Origin of the sequence: Clostridium amylolyticum, assembly GCF_900142075.1 — a bacterium.
Classification (GTDB): domain Bacteria; phylum Bacillota; class Clostridia; order Clostridiales; family Clostridiaceae; genus Clostridium_AA; species Clostridium_AA amylolyticum.
The window spans coordinates 301,758-328,653 of record NZ_FQZO01000004.1; the positions used below are offsets into that span (position 1 = coordinate 301,758).

21 protein-coding genes are annotated in these 26,896 nt (G+C 34.4%); all 21 read right to left on the reverse strand.

Going from position 1 to position 26,896, the window contains the following annotated elements; genetic code table 11:
- Window positions 1-175: 175 nt before the first annotated feature.
- Window positions 176-895, reverse strand: coding sequence for an SIS domain-containing protein (locus tag BUA82_RS11390; RefSeq protein WP_073008037.1), 720 nt, complete (start codon window positions 893-895; stop codon window positions 176-178).
- Between the two features lie 23 nt (window positions 896-918).
- Entirely contained in the window at window positions 919-2,277 is a 1,359-nt protein-coding gene (locus tag BUA82_RS11395; protein ID WP_242948964.1) for an FAD-dependent oxidoreductase, read from the reverse strand.
- Between the two features lie 5 nt (window positions 2,278-2,282).
- Entirely contained in the window at window positions 2,283-2,810 is a 528-nt protein-coding gene (locus tag BUA82_RS11400) for a hypothetical protein (protein ID WP_073008043.1), read from the reverse strand.
- A gap of 6 nt (window positions 2,811-2,816) precedes the next feature.
- On the reverse strand, window positions 2,817-4,961 hold the full coding sequence (locus BUA82_RS11405; RefSeq protein ID WP_073008045.1) for a hydantoinase/oxoprolinase family protein: 2,145 nt from the start codon (window positions 4,959-4,961) through the stop codon (window positions 2,817-2,819).
- Window positions 4,962-5,055: 94 nt separating this feature from the next.
- Window positions 5,056-6,360 carry a transporter permease gene (locus BUA82_RS11410; RefSeq protein WP_073008047.1) on the reverse strand — a complete coding sequence of 435 codons (1,305 nt, stop codon included), beginning with the start codon at window positions 6,358-6,360 and terminating at the stop codon, window positions 5,056-5,058.
- 93 nt (window positions 6,361-6,453) lie between these two features.
- Window positions 6,454-7,140 carry a beta/alpha barrel domain-containing protein gene (locus BUA82_RS11415; protein WP_073008049.1) on the reverse strand — a complete coding sequence of 229 codons (687 nt, stop codon included), beginning with the start codon at window positions 7,138-7,140 and terminating at the stop codon, window positions 6,454-6,456.
- 166 nt (window positions 7,141-7,306) lie between these two features.
- The gene (locus BUA82_RS11420; RefSeq protein ID WP_073008051.1) at window positions 7,307-8,491 is read right to left on the reverse strand and encodes a winged helix-turn-helix transcriptional regulator; all 1,185 of its coding nucleotides are present in this window, start codon (window positions 8,489-8,491) and stop codon (window positions 7,307-7,309) included.
- 236 nt (window positions 8,492-8,727) lie between these two features.
- Window positions 8,728-9,972, reverse strand: coding sequence for a phosphoribosylamine--glycine ligase (purD, locus tag BUA82_RS11425; RefSeq protein WP_073008053.1), 1,245 nt, complete (start codon window positions 9,970-9,972; stop codon window positions 8,728-8,730).
- Window positions 9,973-10,016: 44 nt separating this feature from the next.
- Complete coding sequence (gene purH, locus BUA82_RS11430) at window positions 10,017-11,522, reverse strand: bifunctional phosphoribosylaminoimidazolecarboxamide formyltransferase/IMP cyclohydrolase (protein WP_073008055.1); 1,506 nt, start codon at window positions 11,520-11,522, stop codon at window positions 10,017-10,019.
- Window positions 11,522-12,142 carry a phosphoribosylglycinamide formyltransferase gene (gene purN / locus BUA82_RS11435; protein ID WP_073008057.1) on the reverse strand — a complete coding sequence of 207 codons (621 nt, stop codon included), beginning with the start codon at window positions 12,140-12,142 and terminating at the stop codon, window positions 11,522-11,524. The genes purH and purN overlap by 1 nt, the downstream gene beginning before the upstream one ends.
- Window positions 12,143-12,166: 24 nt before the next feature.
- On the reverse strand, window positions 12,167-13,165 hold the full coding sequence (purM, locus tag BUA82_RS11440) for a phosphoribosylformylglycinamidine cyclo-ligase (RefSeq protein WP_073008059.1): 999 nt from the start codon (window positions 13,163-13,165) through the stop codon (window positions 12,167-12,169).
- A gap of 7 nt (window positions 13,166-13,172) precedes the next feature.
- Window positions 13,173-14,579 (reverse strand): amidophosphoribosyltransferase, encoded by a 1,407-nt coding sequence (gene purF / locus BUA82_RS11445; protein WP_073008060.1) that lies wholly within the window; start codon window positions 14,577-14,579, stop codon window positions 13,173-13,175.
- Window positions 14,580-14,600: 21 nt separating this feature from the next.
- Window positions 14,601-15,314, reverse strand: a complete 714-nt coding sequence (purC, locus tag BUA82_RS11450; RefSeq protein ID WP_073008062.1) for a phosphoribosylaminoimidazolesuccinocarboxamide synthase — start codon at window positions 15,312-15,314, stop codon at window positions 14,601-14,603.
- A complete protein-coding gene (gene purE / locus BUA82_RS11455) occupies window positions 15,314-15,793 on the reverse strand; it encodes a 5-(carboxyamino)imidazole ribonucleotide mutase (protein WP_073008064.1) in 480 nt (159 codons plus the stop codon). Before purE ends, purC begins: the two co-directional genes overlap by 1 nt.
- 30 nt (window positions 15,794-15,823) lie before the next feature.
- On the reverse strand, window positions 15,824-19,681 hold the full coding sequence (locus BUA82_RS11460) for a phosphoribosylformylglycinamidine synthase (RefSeq protein WP_073008067.1): 3,858 nt from the start codon (window positions 19,679-19,681) through the stop codon (window positions 15,824-15,826).
- A 362-nt stretch (window positions 19,682-20,043) separates the two neighbouring features.
- Window positions 20,044-21,018, reverse strand: a complete 975-nt coding sequence (gene lplA / locus BUA82_RS11465; protein ID WP_073008070.1) for a lipoate--protein ligase — start codon at window positions 21,016-21,018, stop codon at window positions 20,044-20,046.
- A gap of 3 nt (window positions 21,019-21,021) precedes the next feature.
- On the reverse strand, window positions 21,022-22,431 hold the full coding sequence (gene lpdA / locus BUA82_RS11470; protein ID WP_073008073.1) for a dihydrolipoyl dehydrogenase: 1,410 nt from the start codon (window positions 22,429-22,431) through the stop codon (window positions 21,022-21,024).
- 8 nt (window positions 22,432-22,439) lie between these two features.
- On the reverse strand, window positions 22,440-23,891 hold the full coding sequence (gene gcvPB, locus BUA82_RS11475) for an aminomethyl-transferring glycine dehydrogenase subunit GcvPB (protein ID WP_278321582.1): 1,452 nt from the start codon (window positions 23,889-23,891) through the stop codon (window positions 22,440-22,442).
- Entirely contained in the window at window positions 23,888-25,228 is a 1,341-nt protein-coding gene (gcvPA, locus tag BUA82_RS11480) for an aminomethyl-transferring glycine dehydrogenase subunit GcvPA (RefSeq protein WP_073008079.1), read from the reverse strand. The genes gcvPB and gcvPA overlap by 4 nt, the downstream gene beginning before the upstream one ends.
- A 2-nt stretch (window positions 25,229-25,230) precedes the next feature.
- A complete protein-coding gene (gene gcvH / locus BUA82_RS11485; RefSeq protein WP_073008082.1) occupies window positions 25,231-25,614 on the reverse strand; it encodes a glycine cleavage system protein GcvH in 384 nt (127 codons plus the stop codon).
- 79 nt (window positions 25,615-25,693) lie between these two features.
- Complete coding sequence (gene gcvT / locus BUA82_RS11490; RefSeq protein WP_073008085.1) at window positions 25,694-26,794, reverse strand: glycine cleavage system aminomethyltransferase GcvT; 1,101 nt, start codon at window positions 26,792-26,794, stop codon at window positions 25,694-25,696.
- Window positions 26,795-26,896 lie beyond the last annotated feature (102 nt).

Here is a 26,896-nt window from a genome sequence, read left to right on the forward strand (position 1 = left end):
TCTCCTAATAAAAAATTTCAAATACTATATTTTTAATTTTACCCAAAAACAAAAAACACAAACAAATGTTCTTACATTTTTATTATATTATAACATATTATAATAAATTAAAGGGCCTACCCGCAAGGATAGACCCTTCTTAAATTTACTTACTTAAATAATTTCTCTTCACTTTTTAGTAATATTTATCAAATAGTGAATTATTATATTCATCTGCATTATCTGTATTGGAACTCTTAAAAATTGGAGGGTTAAATCCCTTATTTACCATCATGTCTATGGAGGATGTAATTAAGGTTTGTGCTATTGCTGTACCTGTTATATCCGAGGTAGGTCCAGTGATAGTTTCCATATCTCCAACCTTATAGGCGGCATCTCCAAATTCTGCACAATTATCTATAATAACATCTGCCACTTCAAAGAGTCTTAATCCACTTTCGTGCCTAGATGTTACCTTAGAACTATGTTTCATGGAGGTGATGGCAATAACCTTACATCCTATTTTTTTAGCTTCTATAGCCATTTCTACTGGTACTATATTCCTTCCAGAGTTAGATATTATCATTATGACATCTTTACCAGAAACCTTGTGAAGCTTTAATATAGCGCTGGAATAACCTGCTAATCTCTCTAGGTGTGTGCTCTTATTAGGAGTTTCATGGAGCATAAGTTCTGGTTCTAATATAGCTTTTACTAAAGCTAATCCTCCAGCTCTTAAATAAATTTCTTCAGCCACTATATGTGAATGTCCGGAACCGAAAACAAAAAATTTTCCTCCATTCATACATGCCTCTGCAATATATCCTGCTGCTTCACTTATATTATTAAGCTGAGTATTTTTAACATCTTGGAGTTTTTCTATAACAAATTCTAAATATTTTTCAGAAACAAGCATGTCCATATCTCCTTTTTAATATACTACTTTTTAAATGGGGTAAGATATGCCCCTTGTTGTAATAATATTTTTCTAAGCTCTTTCACATCTATATCTTTAGCTGCTTTATGAGAACTTGAAGCTAAAGCCGCTGCAGCTCCGGCAGCATGTCCTAATGCCATGGCTATAGGACTAACTCTTAAAGAACTAGCTGCTTCATGTTCTGCACTGACACATCTACCTGTGGTTATCAGGTTATCCACTTCATTATTTACCATAATTCTATAAGGGATAGAATAATAAGTGCCAGCCTTTAAAAATTTGTCATCATTAGATCCACCATCTGGAGAATGTATATCGAAAGGATAACCTCCCATGGCTATGGCATCATTAAACATAACATTATCCATCATTTCCTCAGCGGTTAAAGTGTACACACCCTTTATTCTTCTAGTTTCTCTAACACCTATCTGAGGACCAGTACTTACAAGATAACACTTCTCAAAGCCAGGAATATATTTTTTCAAGAAATTGACTGATTGTCTAACCTGCTCCCTCCCTTGAATCTCTCCCTGGGTAAGCTCATAGCTGTCTGTTGCGTTAAGCTTTAATATCCTAGACATATTAAGTATAACTTCTCCAGGATTATTATTCTCAAAGAACAGCACCGTTTCTCTTGGATAGGTTAAGTCCCCATTTTCTTTTGCTTCTTTTAATTTACTATAAAATCCTGAAACTGATAGCTTTGGTGTTTCATCAAAGGAGCTCCAATCCTTTGTAAAAAAATCTTCAGGATTATCTTTCATATACTTTCTTACTTTATTAATATCCACATTTCCTATTCTTGCCTTCATGGTCATGGGTTGAGCAAGTCCATCTAGCTTTCTTCCATATTCATAAGGTACTCCAGCTTTTACAGAAAGATCCGCATCTCCAGTGGCATCTACAAAAGTTTCTGCCTGCAATTCAATAAGTCCTGATTTTGTCCAGAATTGAACTGATTTTAACTTATGATCTTGTACTTTACAATCTGTAAAAAAGCTATGATAGAGCATTTCTCCCCCAGCCTCTATGTGCTTATGTTCAATTACATACTTCATAGCTTCCGCATCAAAAGGAGTTAAAGAAGAAGCATAGCCAATAGTATCTTTTATATGTCCAGGGCTTCCCCCCATTTCCTTTAAAGTTTGTATCAGTTCATCTGGAATCCCTTTTACCACCTGGGTATCCCCAGCATGAAAGGTCATCATGGGACCTACTCCTGCCATGGTAAGCATACCACCCATAAAACCATATCTCTCTACCACTAAGGTCTTAGCTCCTGCTCTCGCTGAAGCTATAGCAGCAATGGAACCTGCTACTCCTCCGCCTATCACTATTACATCATATTTTTCTTTTAACAAAAATATCATTCCTCCATTTTAAATGAATGTTTAACGAAACTGTGAGCCCCTATCTCTGAAAGTGCTTTAACTCCTGACTTCCAATTAAAACCGGCTATTTTAAAAATAGTAACCTTATATATATTAGAAAGAAGTCCAATTTTTTCACATTCTAAATAATGAAAAAATTCATGTGCTATGAACAACTCTTTACATTCTTCATAGGTTTTGTTCAAGGCTACCGCCCAAGCTTCTACAGCCTTTTTATATATTAATATCTCTTTTTTCCCACTATAAAACTCGCTATAAAAAACAACATCTCCAATAATTAACTCTTTATCTTCTTCTATTATTTTTAACCCATGTTCTCTGGCTATATGATGAAAGCTTTTATCAGGATACATTTTTTTAATTCTTATAGCCCAGTCTTTACCAATGGATGCCGCTGATTTAATTATTGATGATAAATCTTTGGAAGGAACTTTATCGAAGTATCTATCTCTTTTAAGTTCAAAGAGGGCCAGCTCTTCCATTGGTAAAAACAAGTGATCCATTTTAAATCATCCTTCCATTCTTTTTGAAACCACTAAAATTATAGGCTCATGGCTACTGAGCCCATTGATTTCCACCTTTGCTAAGGATACAATCTGATCTACGCTTTGAAGTCCTGAAAGGTCAATAAGTCTCTTTCCACAAATTATATAAATGTTAGGCATCTCTGTACCGCCATCTCCATACACTACTACTTCTTCCATAAGACTTCTTAGTGAAGCATCAAAATTACCTACCGTAGCTTGAAGGCAAAGAGCATTATTTTTTTGAAGTCTAATAACTCCTTCATTGTCTATTATTCTTACAGCTTTGTTTTTCTTTTTAATAAAGCCGAAGAGTTTTTTGCTTACACATTCATGAGATATAGCATACATATAATCAGTTTCACCTTCAATTTTAAGCTTATCTGAAGTTGTTTCTAAATTATGTGCCACCACCTCTAATATTTCTTTTTGTGTAAGTTCTTTTTGCATGAGATCTTTAGCTCTAAACTCCGTAGTTCCTACAGCAATAGCACGGACAATATTTCTCTGGCTATCTACTTCTACTTGAACTTCCACGGTACCTGGTGCAGCTCCTGCTTTAAGCACTGCTTCTTCGGCTTCTTTTCTAGTTTTTATAATGTCTTCTTCTGTAGGATTTGGTATAGTTCTTTCCACTACATCTCTTACCATGGCTAAGGCCACCCCTATAGTTGAAATAACCGGTGCATTTTTAGCTAGCTTATGCTTCATATCCATATGTTTTCCCAGGGAAGGAACTACTGCAGCACAACCTCCCCCTCCACCTATTAATACGGTGGTACGTGGATCTAAATTATAGTCCTTTATAAGTGCTTTAACTACTTCTCCGTTCTTATTAGCTGCCATTTCTAAAACTTTTTCTGCCACCTGCTCCACGGTGAGGTTCATATTTTTTGCTAAAGGCTCATAAGCTTTTTTTGCTGCCTCTACATTTCCATAAGCATAGTCTTCTTCATGAACATATCCAGCTATATTAGCCGCTCCTGCCAAAGTAAGAGAAAATTTCTTTCCATTACTGCATTTAATGTATGCATAAGCTGGATCCCCTTCTATAGGTACAATAGTCTCTAAAATCGGATCCACAATATCTTCTGAGGAAGCATACACTTCATAGGGTAGACCAGCTATATGAGCACTTCTAGGCCCTACATTGCTAGCCTTTCCATTAGATATTTGAATCATACTTCCCCCGCCAATACCAACAGTTCTAACATCTAAAGAATTTAAATAGGTTTTGTGCCCTCCTATTTCTGCATACTGTATCATAACCTTGCCATCTTTTACTGCAGAAATATCTGTACTAGTTCCACCCACCTCTAGAAAAATTCCATCTGTTAGTTTTTCATACATAAGAGCTCCAGCCACACCAGCTGCTGGGCCGGATAATACCGTTAGTATAGGTCTCTTTCTAACTTCATCTACGCTCATAACTCCACCGTCACATCTCATTATCATCAATGGAGATTCGATGCCTGCATTTTTAACACTACTGTCAGTCATATTAGCAGTATCCAGCATCTTTGGAAGAATGCTGGCATTGATCACTGCTGTTCTTGTTCTTATTTTAAGGCCATAAAGCTTGGATATTTCATGAGTAGCTGTACAGGGTACATTCATTTCAGCACATTTCTCCTGTACCAAGGATTCATTTTCAGGGTGATCTACACTAAAAGCTTCTGCAGCCACTATGGACTTTGCTGCTGAATTCATTAAAGCCCTTACTGCTTCTTCACTTTCTTTTTCTCCGTCTTTAAACTGAACATGATAGTTTTCAGTTTTTAAAAATTTTCCTGGAGCAAGCTCTATGTTTCCCATTTCTGTATCGCTTTTGGTTTTCATACCTTCCATACCTGAACCCATGGACAAAACTCCTACCTTCACCACATCACCTTCTAATAAAGCATTGGTGGCTTGTGTGGTTCCATGAGCTATGAACGATACATCCTCAGGAGCTATATTAAATTTTTCCATAACTCCTTCCAGTACATCTATAATCCCTTTTGCAACTCCATTAACTGCTGAATGAGTGGTAGGCACCTTTAAGGTGCCAATAAGTTCAAAGGTTTCATTATTTATTACCGCAGCGTCTGTAAAAGTACCACCCACATCTATTCCTATTCTTACTTTCATATATACCTCTCCTTCATTTGTTTCATCCATTATCTGCTATCTATAAGCCATATCTTTTACATCATTAAATATCTTGCTTATGGTCTATATTAAGCTATATCCAAAGGAATCTTCCTACTATTACCCCAGCGGCAGCAAGTACCCAAACATAAGGGAGAAGTTTTGCCAAAACTTGATTTACATCTACTCCAGCATAGTTTGAAAGCCATACGTTATGAGTATTAGTTGGGTCAGCTATAGCTTGTACCCTTTCCACTGCTAAGAATGCACTCATAACTGCTGCTGCAGGAAGAATATTAAAGCTTACTATAAGGCCTGCAATACCACTACCTAAGCCAAAGAGGTTTAATGGTCCTCTATATAAAGCAAGAGGTGCTAGTAAACTAAAGAATAAAATATAACCTATAGCACTGGTAGGTACCACAGCAGTGATAAAAGGCTTCATCTTTTCTGCCACTATGGGGTGCATTAAAGAGTTTAAAAGCATACCAATACCTATCATTAATATAACCGCTGGAGCAGCATCTGCTACACCGTCAAAGCCTGTTTTAGTTAACAGATTAATTGCTTTATTAAATTTACGTTGAGTAGTAATTAAGGCATAAAGTATACCTACTAAGAAAGAAGGAACAATAGGCCATTTAAAAAACATAACTAGTATAATAGGAATAATAGGAGTTAATAATGAAATTATAGGTGCTTTTTTATTTTCTAATTTGCTGTCACCACTTTTATTATTTGATGCTGGTGCAGAACAAGCAAATTTAATACCATTTTTCTTAAATTCTACTATGGCGAATATAAGTCCTGTTAAAGCAGTTAATACCGCTAATATTATGGCAAAATGTTTTATATTTTCTAATGGAACCTTTATTACATTTAAGTAGAAAGACCAGTTAGAAATATTAAATAAAAGTCCAATTCCCATTCCAAAAAGAAACATACAAACCGCAATCATTGATGATACTCCCACAGAGACCATTATTGGTATTACTATGGAACCTATCATGATAACTGCTCCTAGACCTCCAATAGTGGTAAACAGTACAGCTACTGCTGCAGTTAACAATATAGTAATAAGAAAAGGTCTATCTCCACCTAACTCGGCAGCATACTTTACAATAGTTTCTGCAATGTTAGTTTTATTCATAATTTGACCAAGCCAAGAACCGAATATTACTGCTACATAAGCACTAGCTAATCTAATGGAACCTGCTTCAAGAACAAATTTTAATATTCCATTATCTCCATCTTTTATAGGATTAACTAGTGGAACTCCTGCTATTATTGCAACTCCTATAGCCAAAAGAGGTAAAGCTAAAAGGGTAGGCATCTTTCTTGTAATCATTAATATTGAAACCACTAAAAATAATAGTATAATAAGTATAGGGACTATCACTGTTGATCAGCTCCTTAATTTTTTATTTTACGAAAATTTATTTTTATTTTTATTTTATTATCTGATTCCTTAGTGACATAAGGAATCATTTTTTTATAGTCTTTCTATAGCTTCTCTAAATTCTGATGTAACTTTCTTTAAGTTTTCTATATCTTTTGTAGTTACTACAGCTCCAATCATTATAGCTTTAACTCCCACTTCATGAAGTAGTTTAATTTCCTCTGGTTTTATCTTCTTTTGTGTGGGAACTAAAACAGGTTTTGAAATGGTGCTTGCTATAGCTGAATACTGCATTAAATCTCTAAAGTATAAAGGTTGTCCATAAGATTCACCTGGCATTATAGATGCTTCAAGTACCTCCATAGGAGAGTTTTCTATACCTCTTAAAATTACCTCATTATAGTTATTATCAATAGCTACCATCCTTGTAAGCTTTTTAGTATCAGCGATGTTTGCTGGAAGATGATGATAATAAGCAGAATAAAAATCCACTCCCATATCTTCTAATTGCTGCATTTCTTCTTTTGTAGCAAAGGCATCTTGTCCACCTGGTACAACTCCTAAAGGTACATTAAACTCACGAGAAATACTTCTAAAGAGTTCTTTTCCACTTTGGAAATTACCAAAATCGTTCCCACTGGCTCTATGATGCACATTAATATGCATTTTTAAAGCCTGAGCTCCTGCTTCATAAGCAGCTTTAGCCATTTCGAAGCTATTTTCGGGCAGACTTACCACCAGTGTCATCTTATTGTTCTCCAATAAATTTTTAAATAGCATAACATAACCTCCTGTCCTTTTAATATTTTCTTCTGTTTTCTTACACCTATCCCCCTCTCAAGATAATGATTGGTTTATTATTTATTATTTATTATTTATCATTTTCAGTTTTATAGTTAAATTTATCTTTAACAAAGTTGAAAATGATAATATATAACCCTATGAACTAATCTAATACCTTATTATCAAAAGCGTCGAAATGCTTATATCTTAATTTTTCAGCTAGAGCTAAGGTATTCCCCCTATCCATTTTAGGCATAGACTTTATTATTATTTCTTTGGTATCACTAAAAACTTTTCCAAATTGGTTTTTAACTATGTTATCAAAACCAGGCATATTCATAAGAGCTCCTCCTAGTATGAAAACATCTATTCTAAAAAATAATAGTAAGTTTTTCATTATTAAAGTTATAGAATCTGCAGCTTCATATATATATTTCTGAAGTTTATCGTTAAGTTCAAAGCCTTGATTCCCTAAATCCTCCCAGTGATCTATAATATCAGTAGTATTTTTTTCACCCATGGACTCTAAGTTTTCTATTCCTAGACAATGAGTAATTTTTCTATAGAAGTTACTTGGGGATATAAGCTGTTCTACGTCTACATTAGGTGAAATTAGTAACTTACCTATATCAATTATCCTTTCACCATTTCTTTCAAAAGGCTTTCCACCAGTATAAATAGATGTAGTAATCTTTTCATCAAAGGATATATATGTATAATTTTCTGGTATATCTCCTAAGAGCTTTGCCACCTGTTTCTCCATATCTACCCTTCCGGAATATTCAGATATAACCGGTATTTTAAAGGTGTATTCTAGAGCTTCTTCAATAGAAAAGTTTTCTTGAAAAACATAGGTAGAAAATAATTCATTAAACTTTGTGGTATAAAGACTTTCATCCATTAGTATACCTATACCAGCTGCTTTTTCTCTTTGTATGTTAAGCTTATTCATGGCATTTTCCATAGCACCAGAAATCAATGCAAAGAGCTCATTACCATAAATCATCTTTTTATTTAGTAAGTTATGATATACCGTATTTAAATTCATATCGTAAACCGTTAGATTTATCTCATTAGAGTTTAAATTTATAATAAAAATATACGAGCTGTTTCCTTTTATAGTTAAATATATAGGCTTTCTTCCACCAGAAGACTCACCAATACTATTTTCTTCAATAATCTCATCCTCAATGAGCTCACTTACCAGTGAGGAAACAGTACTAGCACTTAAATTTACCTTTGCTGTAATTTCAGCCCTAGATAATTTTCCATGTTCTATTAAAGTTCTTAATATTAGATTTTTATTCATTTCTTTCATGAGCTTTAAACTACCAGCTTTAAATTTCATATCGGCACCCATTTGTTTTATATTTATATATATCTTAGTGAATAAAGTTCTTAAACTTATTTCGGAGTCCGAATAAAGTTCTTAATTCTATATTATCATCATTTTTAAAATAATCAAACGTTTTCAGATTTGAAATTGTAAATAAATTATGAACAAAAAGAAATCAATATAAGGATTACCTATACCGATTTCTTTTTACTAATGTAGGATTATAAGTTAGTATGTACCTATCTTTACTATACTATTCCTATATCCTTTCTAAAATATATATTATTAAATGTTATGGAATTTAATGCTTCGTAGGCCGCTGTTCTTGCTTCTCCTATATTCTTTCCTGTGGCGGTAATAGATAATACACGTCCCCCACTGGTAATAAGCTTATCCCCATCTAACTTAGCACCGGATATAAATATCTTTCCCTTATGAGAATTTATATTTATTTCAAAACCCCTTTTAAAATTTCCCGGATATCCACCAGATGCTGCTATCACACTGCAACTATATAAGTTTTTCCACTTTATTTCATAGCCTTCTAAATCTTCATCAATAGCATGTTTTATCATATCAATAATATCTGTTTCAAGAAGACACATAAGGGCTTGGGTTTCTGGATCTCCCATCCTCACGTTATATTCTAAGAGATAAACGCCTTTTTTGGATATCATTATTCCAAAGAATATTATGCCCTTATAGTCCATGGCTTCACCTTGTATCCCCTTCATAGTAGGTAGCAAAATCTCTTTATAAAAGGCCTTCATCACCTCTTCATCTACATAGGGATTAGGTGCTATAACTCCCATACCTCCAGTATTGGGTCCAAGCCCTCCTTCATATATCTGTTTATGATCCTTTGCAGATATAAAAGGTATTATAGTTTGTCCATCTGTTATAGATAAGATTGAAGCTTCTACTCCTTCAATAAACTCTTCAATAACTATTTCATTTCCTGCTCCATGGAATATATCTGAAACCATAAAGGAATCTATGGTTTCCTTAGCTTCCTTTTTACTTTGGCATATCACTACCCCTTTACCTGCAGCTAATCCATCAGCTTTAATAACTATGGGATATTCACAGCTTTCAATGTATAATAAAGCGTTATGTGCATTATTGAAACTTTCATAAGAGGCAGTTTTCACGCCGTATTTTTTCATAAAATTCTTTGAGAAAACCTTACTTCCCTCTAACCTAGCTGAATTTTTATCCGGCCCAAATATTTTCAGTTTTTCTTTTTTAAACTCATCTACTATACCCTTGGTTAAAGGTTCTTCCGGTCCTACTATAGTGAGATGTATATTTTCATTCTTAGCAAACTGTACAAGATTCTTTATTTCAGTAATATTTATATTCTCACACTTATTTTCTAAAGCGGTACCACCATTGCCCGGTGCGCAATAAATTTTGGTAACCTCAGAATTTTGGGATACTTTCCAAGCTAACGCATGTTCTCTTCCCCCTGAGCCAATAATTAGTACTTTCATAATATCATCTCCAGATATTAATATTTTAGAATTGGAGTATCTGCTTAGTGCTTAAAATGCCTCACTCCTGTAAATACCATGGAGATTCCTAGTTCATCACATTTTTTTATGGAATCTTCGTCTCTCATGGAACCTCCTGGTTGAATAATGGCTGTAATATTATGTTCACCTGCGGCTTCTACCACATCATTAAAGGGAAAGAAAGCATCGGAAGCCATGACGCAGGCACCTTCTCCTCTTTCTAAAGCCTCTTGTGCCGCCCAAATTCTATTAACTTGTCCTCCCCCAATACCCACAGCTTTTTTATCCTTTACTAACACAATAGCATTGGATTTAACGTATTTTACAACCTTCATACCAAAAAGCATATCCTGTAGTTCTTTTTCAGAAGGCTTTTTAAGGGTAACCACCTTGATATCCTCTGTAAGTACACTATCTTCCTGTTGAACTAACACCCCTCCGTCTATGGTTACAAAGGAATCTTTATCCTTAGGTTTAGCATTACATTTAATTACTCTCAAATTCTTTTTACTTCTTAATATGTTTAATGCTTCTTCATCAAAGTCTGGTGCAGCCACTACCTCTAAAAATATCTTTATCATTTCTTCTGCCGTAGCTTTATTTACAGTTCTATTTAAAGCCACTATGCCTCCAAAAATTGAAACAGTGTCACATTCATAGGCCTTTTTATAGCTGTCATAGGCATCTTCACCTACCGCTACCCCACAAGGAGTATTATGTTTTAAAGCGCAGCAAGCTGGTTCTTCAAATTCACAGGCTACCTTCCAAGCTATATCTAAATCCTTTAGATTGTTGTAGGAAAGCTCTTTCCCATTTAATACTTCTAAAGAGTTCATAGCTCCCTGGGTCATATTTGATACATAATAAGCTGCTTTTTGATGAGGATTTTCTCCATATCTTAAATCCATGGCTTTTTTATAGCTTACACTTAAATATTCAGGGTAATTATCTTCATCTTCCATAAGAAATTTTGCTACTGCTGCATCGTATGAGCTCATAAGATTGAACACCTTACCTGCAAGATTTTTTCTAGTATTATATTTTACTTCATTACTTTCTAACATCTCATTTATTAATACTTCATAATCATTTTTATCTGTAACCACCACCACATCATTAAAGTTCTTAGCAGCCGCTCTTAGCATGGTAGGTCCTCCAATATCTATAAACTCAACTTTTTCTTCAAAAGTTAAATCCTCTTTATATTTTTCAAAGAAGGGGTAAAGATTTACTATAACCATATCTATGGTGCCTATGTTTCTTTCCTTTAGTGTATCCATATGAGCTAAATCATCTCTTCTTGCTAAAATTCCTGCGTGAATAATGGGGTGCAGCGTCTTAACCCTTCCATCTAACATCTCAGGAAAATCGGTTAATTCATTAACTTCTATGGCTTTTATTTCATTATCTTTTAAATACTTATAGGTGCCTCCTGTGGAGATAATTTCATATCCTCTTCCTTGTAAAAAACTTGCAAAATCTATAATACCTTCTTTATCATATACGCTTATTAAAACTCGTTTCATCATTAAACCACCTCTTCTAATATCTTTACCCCCTGGGAGGTTAGGGATATCTTTTTCTTCTCTATAAGATTTATAGCTTCTATTAGAATTTTATGTTCTTCTGTGAGTACCTTTTTTTGAAGGGTATCTGCATTATCATAACTTTCCACAGATACTGTTTTCTGTAACAGTACAGCACCGCCATCCACTTCTTCATTGACAAAATGCACTGTACACCCCGTTGTTTTTACCCCAGAATTGATAACTGCTTCATGCACTTTCTTTCCATACATACCTTTTCCACAAAAGTTAGGTATTAAAGAGGGATGAATGTTAATTATTTTATCTTTATAAACTTTTAATATTTCTCCCTTTAATATAGAAAGAAACCCTGCCAATACTATTAAATCTGCTCTATCACCCAATATTTCTAAAGCTTTGTCCCCAATATTTTCTCTATAGCTGCCCCTATCCAATACATAAGTTGTAATACCTTTTTCTTCAGCTCTTTTTAATGCCTTAGCATCAGCATTGTCAGAAATCACTCCCACTATAGAGCAATTTAATTCACCTTTATTAATACTATCCATAATAGCTTGGAGATTACTGCCTCCTCCAGAAACAAATACCGCTATTTTAAGCAATACCCTCACCTCCGAAAATAAATTTTACTTGATACATATTCTTTCATCTCCGGAAGTGATAAAGCCAATATCATATGCCCTTTCCCCTAAAGAAATTAAATACTTTATTACCTGTTCTTTTATACTTTTGTCCACACATAATACAAAACCAATGCCCATATTAAAGGTATTAAAGAGCTCATCTTCAGTAATTCCCAGGGATAAAAATCTTTCATAAATCTCCGGTATAGGATAACTATTTTTATTAATAACAGCAGTTAATCCCTTAGGAAGCATTCTTGGAATATTTTCAATAAATCCTCCTCCAGTTATATGAGCCATACCCTTTACATTAAACTTTTCCAACACATTTAAAATAGGCTTTACATATACTTTTGTAGGGGTAAGAAGTACTTCTCCTAACTTTTGACCATTATATATCTCATCTATATCCGTAAAAACTTTTCTTATAAGTGAGTAACCATTACTGTGAAATCCTGAAGATGATAAACCTATTAAAGCATCCTCTTCTTTTATGTCTTTCCCATCTACGATTTTATCCTTATCCACGATTCCCACTGCAAATCCAGCAATATCATATTCTCCTTCTCTATAGAAACCAGGCATTTCTGCTGTTTCACCACCAACTAAGCTAGCGTTACACTGAGTACAGCCTTCTGAAACCCCTTTTACTAGGTCTGCTGCAACTTGTGCTTCTAACTTTCCACAAGCGATATAGTCAAGGAAAAATAATGGTTTTGCGCCATGGCACAGTATATCATTTACACACATGGCTACACAGTCTATACCCACGGTATCATACTTTTTTGTCTTGAAAGCTATATCCAATTTGGTTCCTACACCATCTGTACCAGTAACTAATACAGGTTTTTTATAACCTTCTGGAAGTTCTATCATAGCAGCAAAACTTCCTAAGCTGTTTAAAACTAAATTTCCTGTGGTCTTTGCTGCATATTCTTTCATTAAGCTTACTGCCTTGTATCCTTCTTCAATGTTTACTCCTGCTTCTTTATAAGTAATCATTTTTACACTACCTTTCAAGATAATCTTTTGAGGTTTCTATGGGTGTGGCCATGGGATAAATACCTTTAAAACACCCAAGACAGAAATCATTACCATGGTTAAAGGCCTTTAAAAGCCCTTTTATACTTATGTACTCCAAGCTGTCAGCACCTATCTTTTCCCTTATGCTTTCTAAATCTAAGTTAGAGCCTATGAGATCCTTTCTATAAGGAGTATCAATGCCAAAATAGCATGGATATTTAACCATAGGTGAAGCTACTCTAAAATGCACCTCTGTAGCACCTGCTTTTTTTAATAGCTCTACTAACTTTAAACTGGTGGTGCCTCTTACTATGGAGTCATCAATAAGCACTACCCTCTTCCCTTCTACATTGCTTTTTAAAGGGTTAAGCTTTAAAGCCACAGCCTTTTCTCTTATTTCTTGAGAAGGTGCTATAAAGGTTCTTCCCACATACTTATTTTTAATAAAACCTATGCCATAAGGTATACCTGAAGCTCTGGCATATCCTACAGCTGCTGCTATACCAGAATCCGGTACTCCCACTACTATATCTGCTTCTACAGGGGATTCTTCATAAAGAACTTCCCCTACTTTTACCCTAGATTCATAAACATTTATTCCGTCAATGGTGCTGTCAGGTCTTGCAAAATAAATATATTCAAAGGAGCAGGTTTTACATTGTGTCTTTTCTGCTTTGTTTAAGCTCCTTAATCCATCTTTATCTATAATTACAATCTCTCCTGGCATTACATCTCTAACAAAATCTGCACCTACCGCATCTAAGGCACAGCTTTCTGAACATAGTATATAGGATTCTCCCATCTTACCTATGCACAATGGCCTTATACCATAGGTATCTCTTACCCCTATCAATTTATCATCTGTAAGTATCACTAAAGCATAGGAGCCTTTCACCGCTTGAATAGCATCAAAAACCGCTGTCTCTATTCCTTTTTTAGCACCTCTTGCTATTAGACTTAAGACTACTTCTGAATCTATAGAAGTTTGAAATATAGAGCCTCCATCCTCTAGGAGTTCTCTTATTACATCTGCATTTACCAAATTTCCATTATGTGCTATAGCCATGGAGCCTAGCTTATATTGAGTTACTATAGGTTGGGCATTGGTTATATTACTGGAGCCTGCAGTGGAATATCTCACATGTCCAATGGCTGCATTACCTTTAAGCTTTTTCATATCTTCCCCATTAAAAGCTTCACTAACTAGTCCCATACTTTTATGACATATTATTTCTTTTCCATTGGAAACAGCTATACCAGCACTTTCTTGTCCTCTATGCTGCAAGGCATAAAGTCCATAATAGGTAATATCAGCTACATTTTCTGCTTCTTTTGAAAAGATGCCAAAGACTCCACATTCTTCCTTAAATTTATCCACGGTTAAATCTATCATGATTTTTACCTCTCTATTTTTTTAATTCTCTTTTGATACTATCCTGCTGAGTATTTCCTCATAGGCATCCTTAACATTCCCTAAATCTCTTCTAAATCTGTCTTTATCTAATTTCTCATCGGTTTTAGCATCCCAAAATCTGCAAGTGTCAGGGGATATCTCATCTGCTAGAATTATCTCTCCCTTATATCTTCCAAACTCTAATTTAAAATCTATAAGTTTTATATTTTGCTTTAAGAAAAACTCTTTTAGAACTTCATTTATAATTTTTGTAGCTGCATAAATTTTTTCTAGCTCATCATAGCTGGCCAAGCCTATGGCCACAGCATGGTGATCATTTATGAGAGGATCTCCTAACTCATCATTTTTATAGCATATTTCAAACACTGTGGTGGATAAGTTTGTTCCCTCTTCTAGTCCTAATCTTTTAGCCATGCTTCCTGCTGCCACATTTCTCACTATTACTTCTACAGGAACTATTTCCACCTTCTTGCAGAGCTGCTCCCTATCACTTATTTTTTTAATGAAGTGAGTTTTTATCCCCTTAGTTTCTAAGAGTTCAAACAACTTGGATGTAATACTGTTATTTAATATGCCTTTCTGCTCTATTTGCCCTTTCTTTTCTCCATTAAAGGCGGTAGCATCGTCTTTGTAATAAACTATTACCTCATCTTCTTTTTCAGTAGTATATATTTTTTTAGCTTTTCCTTCATAAAGCATTTCTTTGTTTTCCATTAAAGCTCCACTCCTTCTCCATTTTCTTCTATAAACTTTTCTTTCATATTTTTTCTAAATTCCACTAATTTAACTTTCAGTTCAGGATACTTTATGGAAAGTATCTCTATAGCCAGCATCCCTGCATTGTAGCTGTTATTTATTCCTACAGTAGCTACAGGTATGGATTTAGGCATCTGAACTATGGAAAGCAATGCATCTAATCCATTAAGCTCAGCTTTAATTGGAACACCAATCACAGGAATAATAGTATGCGAAGCTATAACTCCTGGAAGGTGAGCAGCAAGTCCAGCCCCAGCAATAATGCATTCAAAGCCTTCCTTCTCAATATCATTTAAAACCTCCATAAGTTTTTCCGGAACCCTATGGGCTGATAAGATATATGCCTTATACTCCACTCCAAAGTCCTTTAAAGCTGAAGCTGCACCCTTCATTATCTCTTTATCCGATTTGCTCCCAAAAAAAATTGCCACTTTCATATATAAAACCGCCTTTCTTAATATATAAACCTACTTGAAGTAATTGACACCGGATTTGAATATATCTTGATTTTTTATGCTAGGGATGTTTTTATATAGGTATTTTCCTTGTCTTTCGCTGTGGGCCATTTTTCCTAAGATTTTTCCATCTGGACTTGTAATGCCTTCTATTGCATATAAAGACCCATTAGGATTAAATGGACTATCCATTGCTACTTTTCCATTTAAATCTACATATTGTGTAGCTACTTGGCCATTTTTTATTAACCTTTGAAGCTCTTCACTAGAAGTAGTAAATCTTCCCTCACCATGGGACACTGGTATTCTATGAATTTCTCCATACTCCATTTCATTAAACCAAGGAGAAAGCTTGGATACTATTTTAGTCTGTACCATGGTGGAAACATGACGTCCTACGCTATTGTAGGTTAAAGTTGGCATATGCTCTTTTATATCTACTATCTCACCATAGGGTACAAGTCCTAATTTTATAAGTGCTTGAAAGCCATTGCATATCCCTAAAATAAGTCCATCCTTTTGTTTTATAAGCTCCATTACAGCTTCACTGAGTTCAGGGTTTCTAAATACTGCAGCTATGAACTTACCAGAGCCTTCAGGTTCATCCGCTGCGCTAAATCCTCCTGGTATCATGAGTATTTGAGAGTTTTTAATAGCCTTAGCCATTTCTTTTATAGAGGCTTTTAGTTCACTGGAAGTGAGATTTCTAAATATCAGCGAATTAACTTCAGCTCCTTGATTTTCAAAAGCTTTTATTGAATCATACTCGCAGTTTGTACCAGGAAATACTGGTATAAACACTCTAGGCTTAGGAAGCTTTATTCCCATATAAGTTTTTGAGTTGCTGCTAGAATTATTAATTTCAGTGCTTTCTTCTTTACTGTGCTTTTTAGTAGGGAACACATTACTTAGAGGCTTTTCCCAGGCACCTATTAATTCATCAATTTCTATTTTTTCATTCTTATACTGTATATATGTTTTTCCTGATTTATTAGCATCTTCTTTAAGGTTTCTAAAATCTTCATCCCCTAAGTTTATATCTCCAAAATGGATACAATCAAAGCCTTGTAACTCCTCTTCTATATCTAGGTTGTCTGATACCTGCATTAATATAGAACCGTAGTAAGGGAAGAATAAATCCTCTGTGGTTAAATTATCATTTAACCTTATTCCCACCTTATTTCCAAAACTCATCTTACATATTCCTGTAGCAGCCCCACCTTCTCTTATGGCATAAGCAGCTATTATATTACCTTTATGAATAAGTTCTTTAATTTTATCCAGATTATTCTTTAAACCTTCAAAATCTATTGTCTTAGTATCTATGTCCATGTTAGTTCTTAACAAATATACCTTTTGGCCTTTTATGCTATCTGTGAGATGTCTAGAAGAACTATAAGAACTTATTGAACTCTTAAACTCTGGAGATATTATATTTTCAGCTTTATCTAAAGCTACCGTAAAGGCTACTAAGGTAGGAGGAACATGAATATTTTCAAAGGTTCCAGACATACTGTCCTTTCCTCCTATAGCTGCAATACCCAATTGTTTTTCAGCATACAACGCTCCTAAGAGTGCTGAAAATGGCTTTCCCCACTTAGTTTTATCATTACCAAGCTTTTCAAAATACTCTTGAAGGGTTAATTTAATATTTTTATAATCCCCTCCCATAACAGCTATTTTAGTCACAGCTTCTACCACTGCATACAAAGCGCCATGATAAGGGCTCCACTCTGCAATTTTAGGATTATATCCAAAGGACATTAATGTAACACTATCAGTATCACCTTTTAGTACAGGTATCTTTGCTGCCATTCCTTCTGCAGGCGTAAACTGATATTTTCCACCTAGTGGCATAAGCACTGTGGAGGCTCCTATAGTAGAATCAAATCGCTCTATTAATCCCTTTTTACTACAAACATTCAACTCTGAAAGAGTATTTATAACACTATCTTTAAAACTGTCACTACATATATTTTTATAATTATCAAAATAATTATTTTTTTCTGAAGGTGATTTAATAAATACTTGAGAATAGCTCTTAGCACCATTGGTGTCTAAAAACTCCCTGCTTACATCTACAATAAGTGTATTTTGCCACCACATTTTAAGCCTATTACTGTCTGTTACTTCTGCTACCCTTATAGCTTCTAAATTTTCTTCTTTAGCCAAAGTTATAAATTTGTTCTCATCTTCCTTTGAAATCACTACTGCCATTCTCTCTTGGGATTCCGATATAGCAAGCTCTGTTCCATTTAACCCTTCATATTTTTTAGGAATTAAATCTAAATTTATATCCAGCCCTTCACTTAGTTCACCAATAGCTACTGACACTCCACCTGCGCCAAAATCATTACATCTCTTTATCATTTTTGAAGCTTCTTCTTTTCTAAAAAATCTCTGAAGCTTTCTTTCTACTGTAGCATTACCCTTCTGAACCTCAGCTCCACACTTATTTATAGAGTCAAGGTTATGTTCTTTAGATGAACCTGTTGCTCCACCACAGCCATCTCGTCCTGTTCTTCCACCAAGAAGTATTACCACATCCCCCTTTACCGGCTTTTCTCTCTTTACCTGTTTTGAAGGTACTGCCCCAATAACTGCTCCAATCTCCATCCTTTTAGCTTTAAAACCTTCATGGTATACTTCTTCTACTTGCCCTGTAGCAATACCAATTTGATTTCCATAGGAACTATAACCCTCTGCAGCTCCTAGAGTAATCTTTCTTTGTGGCAGCTTTCCTTTAAGAGTATCTTCTATTTTTTCATTAGGATTACCACTGCCTGTAACCCTCATTGCCTGATACACATATGCTCTTCCTGACAAAGGATCTCTTATAGCTCCCCCAAGGCAAGTGGCTGCCCCTCCATAAGGTTCTATTTCCGTAGGATGATTATGAGTTTCATTTTTGAATAATATTAAATATTCTTCTTCTCCTTTATCCGTTCTAATATTAGCTTTTATTGTACAAGCATTTATTTCTTCAGATTCATCTAAATCAACTAATAAACCTTGCTTTTTTAATTCCTTCATGGCTATTGTAGCTATATCCATTAAGGTCATATCTCTTTTATTGGAATAAACAAACTCTCTAGATTTTTTATATTCTATATAAGCCATCATCGCAGGTTTATTTAATAAACTTTTTTCAATTTCTACATTGGTTATGGATGTTTGAAAGGTGGTGTGTCTGCAATGATCTGACCAATATGTATCTATAACTTTTATTTCAGTTTCAGTGGGATTTCTATGTTCACTTTGAAAGTAATTTTGACATAGCTTTAAGTCCTCAAAAGACATAGCTAGAGCAAAGTCCTTATGAAAAGATTCTAGTGCTGATGCATCCATATTAATAAATCCTTGAATTTCATTTATGGCATCAGGACTTTCATATTCATCTTCTAAGATTGGATTATCTAGGTTAGCTTCTCTTTTTTCTACGGGATTTATATAGTAACTTTTAATCTTTCTTATTTCTTCTTCAGTGATATTTCCTTTTAAAGCAATAATCACAGCACATTTTACCTTTAAGGTTTTTCCTTCATTTAAAAGGGCCAGACATTGCATGGCAGCCTCTGCTCTTTCATCATATTGACCTGGCAAAAATTCTGTAGCAAATACATAGTATTTATCTTTAAGAAAATTTATTTCAGTATAAACCTTATCTACAGTGCTTTCAGAAAATACATTATTAACACCTTGAGTAACTAATTCTTGTGATACACCTTCTACCACATACCTATTTATACATCTAACCTCTTCTAAATTATTTACTCTAAGATTTTCTTTAAAATCTTCAAAAAGTGATTTCGCTATGACATCAAAAGGCCTTTTCTTTTCTACATAAATAATTTTGTAATTCTGAGACATTTGTCCCCCTCCAAATTCATATTAAAATCTAACACCTTTATTATGATTTTTCTTTAAGTTTTCAGAATTTTATCTAGATGTGATTATATTTCTAGCATAGCAATGCAAAAGAAAAAAGTCAAACATTTAATTGCTCTTTATTATTATTATTCGTATTATAACGCATTTAATATTAATGATATATATTATAGTTCGTGTTTATATGGTTTATTTATTAATTTTTTTGATATACCGCTGATAATTTTTGAAATTTCATCTTTGAAAATTAAACATTAAAATAAAGAAAAGCTAAAATTTGCTCTTCGCAAATTTTAGCTTTTAATATAAATAATACGCTCCTCAGTATACAAATAATATACCCATTAAAATAGTATTTCCATAAAATTGTCCAAGGTAATGTTAGTAATGTAGCTATCTAAATCAAGATCAACTAAAGCTTTTCTTATATCTTCTTCATTATGGGGTTTTCCCTCTAAATATTCTTCTAATCCATGAATATCTAACTTTCCAAAAAAATCTCCATAAATTTTAATGTTTTCTATACATCCTGATGTTACCTGTAAGGTTACCTCTACAGTACCTGCTGGGAATTTCTTTTCGTTATAAAAATTGTATCTAGGTGACTTGCCGTAATTCCATTGCCAAGTACTGTATTTTTCTTCTTTTAGTTTATTAATAATTTCCACTTCTTCTTTGGAAAAGTATTCCACTTGTTTTCCTTCCTCTGCTATAATGTATTTGAATATAGCTTCCTTAAATTCTAAAACATCTAAAGCTTTAGGAAGATGCTCAGAAATATTGGTTACTCTGCTGGCTACGGACTTAACACTTTTATCTGAAAATTTCACAGCTTTGGGCTTTAAAGCACCGCTTAAATCTGCCATATTGGAAGAAAATAAAAGGGTTCCATGATGCATCACTCTGTTTTTATGCTTGCATTGAGCATTGCCTGAAAACTTCTTTCCTTCTATAAGCATATCATTTCTTCCTGAAAACTCTGCTTCTACTCCTAATTGTCTCAGCACTTCGATAATAGGTTTTACAAACTTATAAAAATCATTATAGCTATGGTTATCATTTACTATAAAGGTAAAGTTTATATTACCTAAGTCATGAAATACCGCTCCTCCGCCAGTAAGTCTTCTTACTACTTTGATATTATTTTCTTTAACATAATCAGTATTTATTTCAGATAGGGTGTTTTGATTTTTACCTACAATTATGCAGGGTTCGTCCCTCCACAGAGAAAAGTATTCTTCCTCAGTATGCTTTAAAAGATATTCCTCTGCAGCTAAATTAAAGTATGGGTCTATGGATGTATTGTCTATATATCTCATGGTCTATTTCCTCCTAGATGGCACTGCATGTATAGCTTCATTATTTAATGCTAAAACCGCTTCATAGAAGGCTTCAGATAGGGTTGGGTGAGCATGTACCATGTGCTTTATATCTTCTACCTTTACCTCTTTGTTCATGATAACTACCCCTTCGTGAATTAAATCTGAAGCATGAGGACCTAATATATGCACTCCTATTATCTTGTTATCTTCATCTGAGATAACCTTTATTAATCCTTCTCCTTCACCTAAAGCTAGAGCTTTTCCATTAGCACCAAATAAAAACTTGCTGGTTTTGTAGTTAATCCCTTCAGCCTTTAACTGTTCTTCTGTGGCTCCTAAGGATGCTATTTCAGGGAAAATAAATATACAGTTTGGTATTAAAGTGCTGCCCTGGTTATCTATGCCCATAATCCTCTCAGCTACTTCTACCCCTTGGTGAGAAGCAGCATGAGCTAGCATCCACTTTCCATTAACATCTCCTATGGCATAGATACCTTTCACACTGGTTTCATAATTATCCTCTGTTTTTATGCCCTTTTTGTCATATTCAATATTAACTTCTTCCAAGTTCAAGCCCTGAATATTAGGCTTTCTACCAGTAGCAATGAGGACTTTTTCACCTTCTAAGGTAAATTCGCCTTTCTTACCCTCTACATTAACCAAAAGCTTATCCTCATGCTTTTCTATGGATTTTACCATAGCTCCGGTGTGAACTTCTATGTCTTTCTTTCTTAGCATGGGGTTTAATCTTTTAACTATTTCCCCATCCACCATGTTCAAAATGGAAGGAAGGGCTTCTACTATAGTTACTTTTGTGCCAAAGGAATTAAATATAGCACCAAACTCCATACCTATTACACCGCCACCTATAATAACAAGACTTTTAGGTATCTCTTTAAAGTTAATTATATCATCGCTAGTTATTACTCCTTCATTATTAACCCCTTGTATAGGAGGTATAAAGGTGTGAGAACCAGTAGCTATGATTATATTATCTCCTTCAACTATTTCCTCTCTTCCATCATCTAAAGTAATTTTAACTTTTTTGATGTTTTCCTCACAAGAATAAAGGACTCCATGACCTTTTCTCACTTCTATATTATTAGCTTTCATAAGCTGTTCCACACCACTTACTAACTGATGCACGATACCATTTTTTCTTTCTTGTATCTTATTTACTTCTAAAGTAAAGTTATCTACTAATATACCAAAATCCTCTGAAGCTTTTAAATTATTTACTAATTCAGCATTTCTGTAGAGAGCTTTAGTAGGGATACATCCTTTGTTTAAGCAAGTTCCCCCTAAAGCTTCTTTCTCAATAAGTGTTACCTTTGCCCCTAATTGGGCAGCCCTGATGGCAGCAACATAGCCACCAGGACCTCCTCCCATTATTATTATTTTCTTCTCCATTATGTCACCTATTTACTCCACTTTAATATTGGATTTCTTGCTGCTCTCACTTCATCTATCCTTCTTACTGGGGAGTTGTGAGGAGCGGTTTTAAATACTTCTGGGTTTTCTTCAGCTTCTTTGGCAATGGCATGCATAGCATCTATAAAGGCATCCATGGTCTCTTTACTTTCGGTTTCTGTAGGTTCAATCATAAGCGCACTATCTACAATAAGTGGGAAATAAACTGTAGGTGGATGGAACCCGTAGTCTATAAGCCTTTTAGCAATCTCTAAGGTAGAAACTTCCGTAGACTTATTTTTTATTCCTGCAAATACCACTTCATGTTTGCACACTTCATCAATGGCCAGCTTATAGCTATCTCTTAGTCTTTCTTTCATATAATTAGCATTTAATACAGCATTTTCAGAGGCAGCCTTAAGACCATTTCCACCTAAAGATAATAAATAGGTGTAAGCCCTAACTAGCACTCCAAAGTTTCCATAGAAGTTCTTGATTTTACCTATAGAGTTTGGTTTGTTGTAATCTAAATAATATTTCTCATCCTTTTCAATAAATGGTACAGGTAAATAGGGTATTAATTCCTTCTTAACCCCTACTGGTCCTGAACCTGGACCTCCACCTCCATGGGGGGTAGAAAAGGTCTTGTGTAAGTTTAAATGACAAACATCGAAACCCATGTCCCCTGGCCTGGTAATGCCCATAATAGCATTCATATTAGCCCCATCGTAATATAATAAGCCTCCAGATTCATGCACTAATTCTGCTATTTTTTTAATGTTCTTCTCAAACAAACCTAGAGTACTTGGATTTGTAAGCATTAATCCTGCAATTTCATCATTTAATACGGATTTTAAGTCTTCTACATCCACAGATCCATCTTTAGAAGATTTTACTTCTACCACTTCAAAGCCCGCCACCGTAGCACTGGCAGGGTTTGTACCATGTGCTGAATCTGGAACTATGATTTTATTTCTCTTTAAATCCCCTCTATGCTCATGATAAGCTTTTATAAGCATAAGTCCTGTAAGTTCTCCATGGGCTCCTGCTGCTGGTTGCAGGGTAAATTTATCCATGCCTACAACTTCACATAAATCTTCTGATAAATTGTACATAAGCTCTAAAGCTCCTTGTACTGTTTCTTCTGGCTGATAAGGGTGTAGCTTTGCAAAATTTGCATTAGAAGCTATATCTTCATTTATTTTAGGATTATACTTCATAGTACAGGAACCTAAAGGGTAAAATCCTGAATCTATACTATAATTTTTCTTTGATAACAAGGTATAGTGCCTAGCTAAATCCAGTTCGCTAACTTCAGGAAGTTCTATATCTTCCTGCCTTATATATCCTTCAGGTATTAAACTTTCAATATCCTGTGCTGGAACATCTAACTCTGGAAGTGCATAAGCTTTTCTACCCTGAGAGGATAATTCAAATATCAATTTTTGGTAACTCATTATATCACCTCCATAATTTTCACAAAATTATCTATTTCTTCTTTGCTTCTTTGCTCTGTAACGCTGATAAGAACAGCATTTTCATAGGGGTAATCTGTTTTTTCTAAATTAAATCCTCCTAAAATCCCCTTCTCTAGTAACTTTGCATTGATTTCATCCACTGATTTTTCAGTTTTTACTGCAAATTCCTTAAAGAATGGCTTTTCAAAAAGAGGCTTAAACTTTCCTGTTTTAATTAATTCATTGTAGGCATAATGGGATTTTTGTATGCATTGATTAGCTACTTCTTTTATACCTTTCTTGCCTAAGGAAGATAAATAAATAGCAGCAGCAATGGAGTTTAGCGTCTGATCAGAGCAGATGTTGGAAGTAGCTTTTTCTCTTCTTATATGCTGTTCTCTCGCTTGGAGGGTAAGTACAAAAGCCCTTTTACCATCCACATCTACGGTTTCTCCCACTATTCTTCCGGGCATTTTTCTCATAAGCTTAGTAGTAACTGTCATAAAGCCTAAAACAGGACCACCAAAACTCATACTTCCACCTAATGCCTGACCTTCTCCTACCACTATATCCGCTCCCAGTTCTCCTGGGCTTTTTAATAATCCTAAAGCTATAGGGTCTACGCTCATCATCAATAAGCTTTTATTTTCATGAACTAATTTTTCTATTTCCTTTATATCTTCAATTATTCCGAAAAAGTTTGGATATTGAAGTAGTACTCCTGCTATATCTCCATTTATATTATTTTGTAAATCTTCTAAATCTGTAACTCCGTCTTTTTCCTTTATTTCTACCATATTAACATTTCTAAATTTAAGATAAGTCTTTAATACTTTTCTAGTTTCTGGATTTACAGTTTTAGAAATCAATACGGTTTTTCTTCTAGTGGACACTGAAGCTAATATAGCTCCTTCTGCTGCAGCAGTAGGTCCATCATACATGGAAACATTGGATACATCCATGCCAGTTAGTTTACATATCATACTTTGATACTCAAAAACACCTTGAAGTGTACCTTGACTTATCTCTGGCTGATAAGGTGTATAAGCAGTATAAAATTCAGACCTGGATACAAGATGCTTTATCACAGAGGGAATATAGTGATCATAGGATCCAGCCCCTAAAAAGCAGGTTAAATCTTCGGTACTCTTATTTTTATTAGCTAGGCTTCCTAAGGCCCTTCTAACTTCTATTTCTGAAAAGCTATCTGGAAGATTAAGCTCTCTATTTAACCTTACATCTTTGGGAATATCTTTAAATAGCTCCTCTATGGAATTAACTCCAATGGCACTAAGCATTTCATTTATATCATTATCAGTGTTTGGTATATAAGGATGCATAATTATTCCTCCTTACTGCAAAAATCTTCATATTCCTCAGCCTTCATAAGTCCTTCTAGCTCAGCTTCATCCTGTAATTCCACGCATATAAGCCAGTTGTCATAAGCGGCGCTATTTATTAAACTAGGGTCATCTACGGTATCCTCATTAGCTTCAAGTATCTTTCCTGTTACGGGAATAAAGATGTCTGAAGCTGCTTTTACAGATTCCACTACTCCAAAAACCTCTCCTTTAGAAAATTCTTCATCCACTTCTGGAAGCTCTACATAAACTATAGATCCCAAAGCTTTTTGCGCGTAATCTGTAATTCCTATATAAACTTTATTTCCTTCCACCTTTAACCATTCATGTTCCTCTGTGTATAATAAGTTTTTTAATACTGACATATTTATCTCTCCTTTAAAATTAATTATTATATTTATAGTTAATTATTTGCCTTTAAAACTAATGTTTCTTCTAAATTAATTACTTTCCTTTAACATAGAATTTTCTGCTTACTATTCTAGCCTTTGCTTTTTTATTTCTTATTTGAATCTCTATCTCTTCATCCATGCTGGCATTATTTATGTCTATCATAGCTAAACCTACGTTTTTACCTAGGGTAGGTGAAAGGTATCCTGTGGTTACAAAACCTATATTTTCATGATTTTTAAACACTTCATAACAATGCCTTGGTATCCCTCTATCCACCATTTCAAAGCCTACTATCTTTCTTGTTAACCCTTGTTGTTTTTGTTTTACTAAAGCTTCCTTACCAATAAATTCTTCTTTATCTAACTTTACAAAAAATCCAAAGCCTGCTTCTAAGGGAGTTATTTCCTCTGAAAGTTCATTGCCATATAGAGGCAAATTGGCCTCAAATCTCAAAGTATCTCTGGCACCTAGCCCAATAGGTTTTACCCCTTGGCTTTCCCCCTCTTTTAATATGGTTTCCCATAAATACACTAAGTCTTCTGGCTTAGTGTATATTTCAAAGCCATCTTCACCAGTGTACCCTGTTCTTGAGATCATACATTCTCTACCACTTATAGATACATTTCTTTTAGCATAAAAGAACTTTATTTCCGCTAAATTATAATCTGTTAGTTTTTGAAGTATACTTTCAGCTTTTGGTCCCTGTAATGCTAACTGACACATATCCTTAGAGATATTCTTTACTTCCGCTTCAAAATCTGATTTATGATTTATTATCCACTCATAGTCTTTGTCCACATTTGAAGCATTTACTACTAGTAAGAAATCCTCTTGAGAAAATCTGTAAATCAGAAGATCATCCACCACACCTCCAGCTTCATTGCACATAAATGTATAAAGCACCTGATTATCCTTTAGTTTTGATACATCATTGGTGAGTAGATGCTGACATAACTTTAGCACATCTTTTCCTTGCACTGAAATTTCTCCCATATGAGAAACATCAAAAAGTCCTGCGGAGTTTCTTACAGTATGGTGTTCTAGTATTATTCCTTCAAATTGTACTGGTAGAGCCCAACCTGCGAAGTCTATGGTTTTTCCACCATATTTTTCATATTCATTTACTAATGGCGTTTTCTTTAAATTCTCCACTATAATCCTCCTTTAATTTATTATTTCTTAATAATTATTATTTGTAATTAGATAAAATAAAAGAGAATATGATAGGCACAAAAAAATAAGATGCCACCATAT

Excerpts from the sequence above, each read along its gene's own strand:
- BUA82_RS11460 (WP_073008067.1), bottom strand. The coding sequence starts at position 19,681 with ATGTCTCAGAATTACAAAATTATTTATGTAGAAAAGAAAAGGCCTTTT.
- purC (WP_073008062.1), bottom strand. The coding sequence starts at position 15,314 with ATGGAAAACAAAGAAATGCTTTATGAAGGAAAAGCTAAAAAAATATAT.
- lpdA (WP_073008073.1), bottom strand. The coding sequence starts at position 22,431 with ATGGAGAAGAAAATAATAATAATGGGAGGAGGTCCTGGTGGCTATGTT.
- BUA82_RS11390 (WP_073008037.1), bottom strand. The coding sequence starts at position 895 with ATGCTTGTTTCTGAAAAATATTTAGAATTTGTTATAGAAAAACTCCAA.
- BUA82_RS11415 (WP_073008049.1), bottom strand. The coding sequence starts at position 7,140 with ATGCTATTTAAAAATTTATTGGAGAACAATAAGATGACACTGGTGGTA.
- purF (WP_073008060.1), bottom strand. The coding sequence starts at position 14,579 with ATGATAGATTTAACCGTGGATAAATTTAAGGAAGAATGTGGAGTCTTT.
- BUA82_RS11420 (WP_073008051.1), bottom strand. The coding sequence starts at position 8,491 with ATGAAATTTAAAGCTGGTAGTTTAAAGCTCATGAAAGAAATGAATAAA.
- purD (WP_073008053.1), bottom strand. The coding sequence starts at position 9,972 with ATGAAAGTACTAATTATTGGCTCAGGGGGAAGAGAACATGCGTTAGCT.
- BUA82_RS11400 (WP_073008043.1), bottom strand. The coding sequence starts at position 2,810 with ATGGATCACTTGTTTTTACCAATGGAAGAGCTGGCCCTCTTTGAACTT.
- BUA82_RS11405 (WP_073008045.1), bottom strand. The coding sequence starts at position 4,961 with ATGAAAGTAAGAATAGGAATAGATGTGGGTGGTACTTTTACAGACGCT.
- purM (WP_073008059.1), bottom strand. The coding sequence starts at position 13,165 with ATGATTACTTATAAAGAAGCAGGAGTAAACATTGAAGAAGGATACAAG.
- purE (WP_073008064.1), bottom strand. The coding sequence starts at position 15,793 with ATGAAAGTGGCAATTTTTTTTGGGAGCAAATCGGATAAAGAGATAATG.
- gcvH (WP_073008082.1), bottom strand. The coding sequence starts at position 25,614 with ATGTCAGTATTAAAAAACTTATTATACACAGAGGAACATGAATGGTTA.
- purH (WP_073008055.1), bottom strand. The coding sequence starts at position 11,522 with ATGATGAAACGAGTTTTAATAAGCGTATATGATAAAGAAGGTATTATA.
- lplA (WP_073008070.1), bottom strand. The coding sequence starts at position 21,018 with ATGAGATATATAGACAATACATCCATAGACCCATACTTTAATTTAGCT.
- gcvPA (WP_073008079.1), bottom strand. The coding sequence starts at position 25,228 with ATGCATCCTTATATACCAAACACTGATAATGATATAAATGAAATGCTT.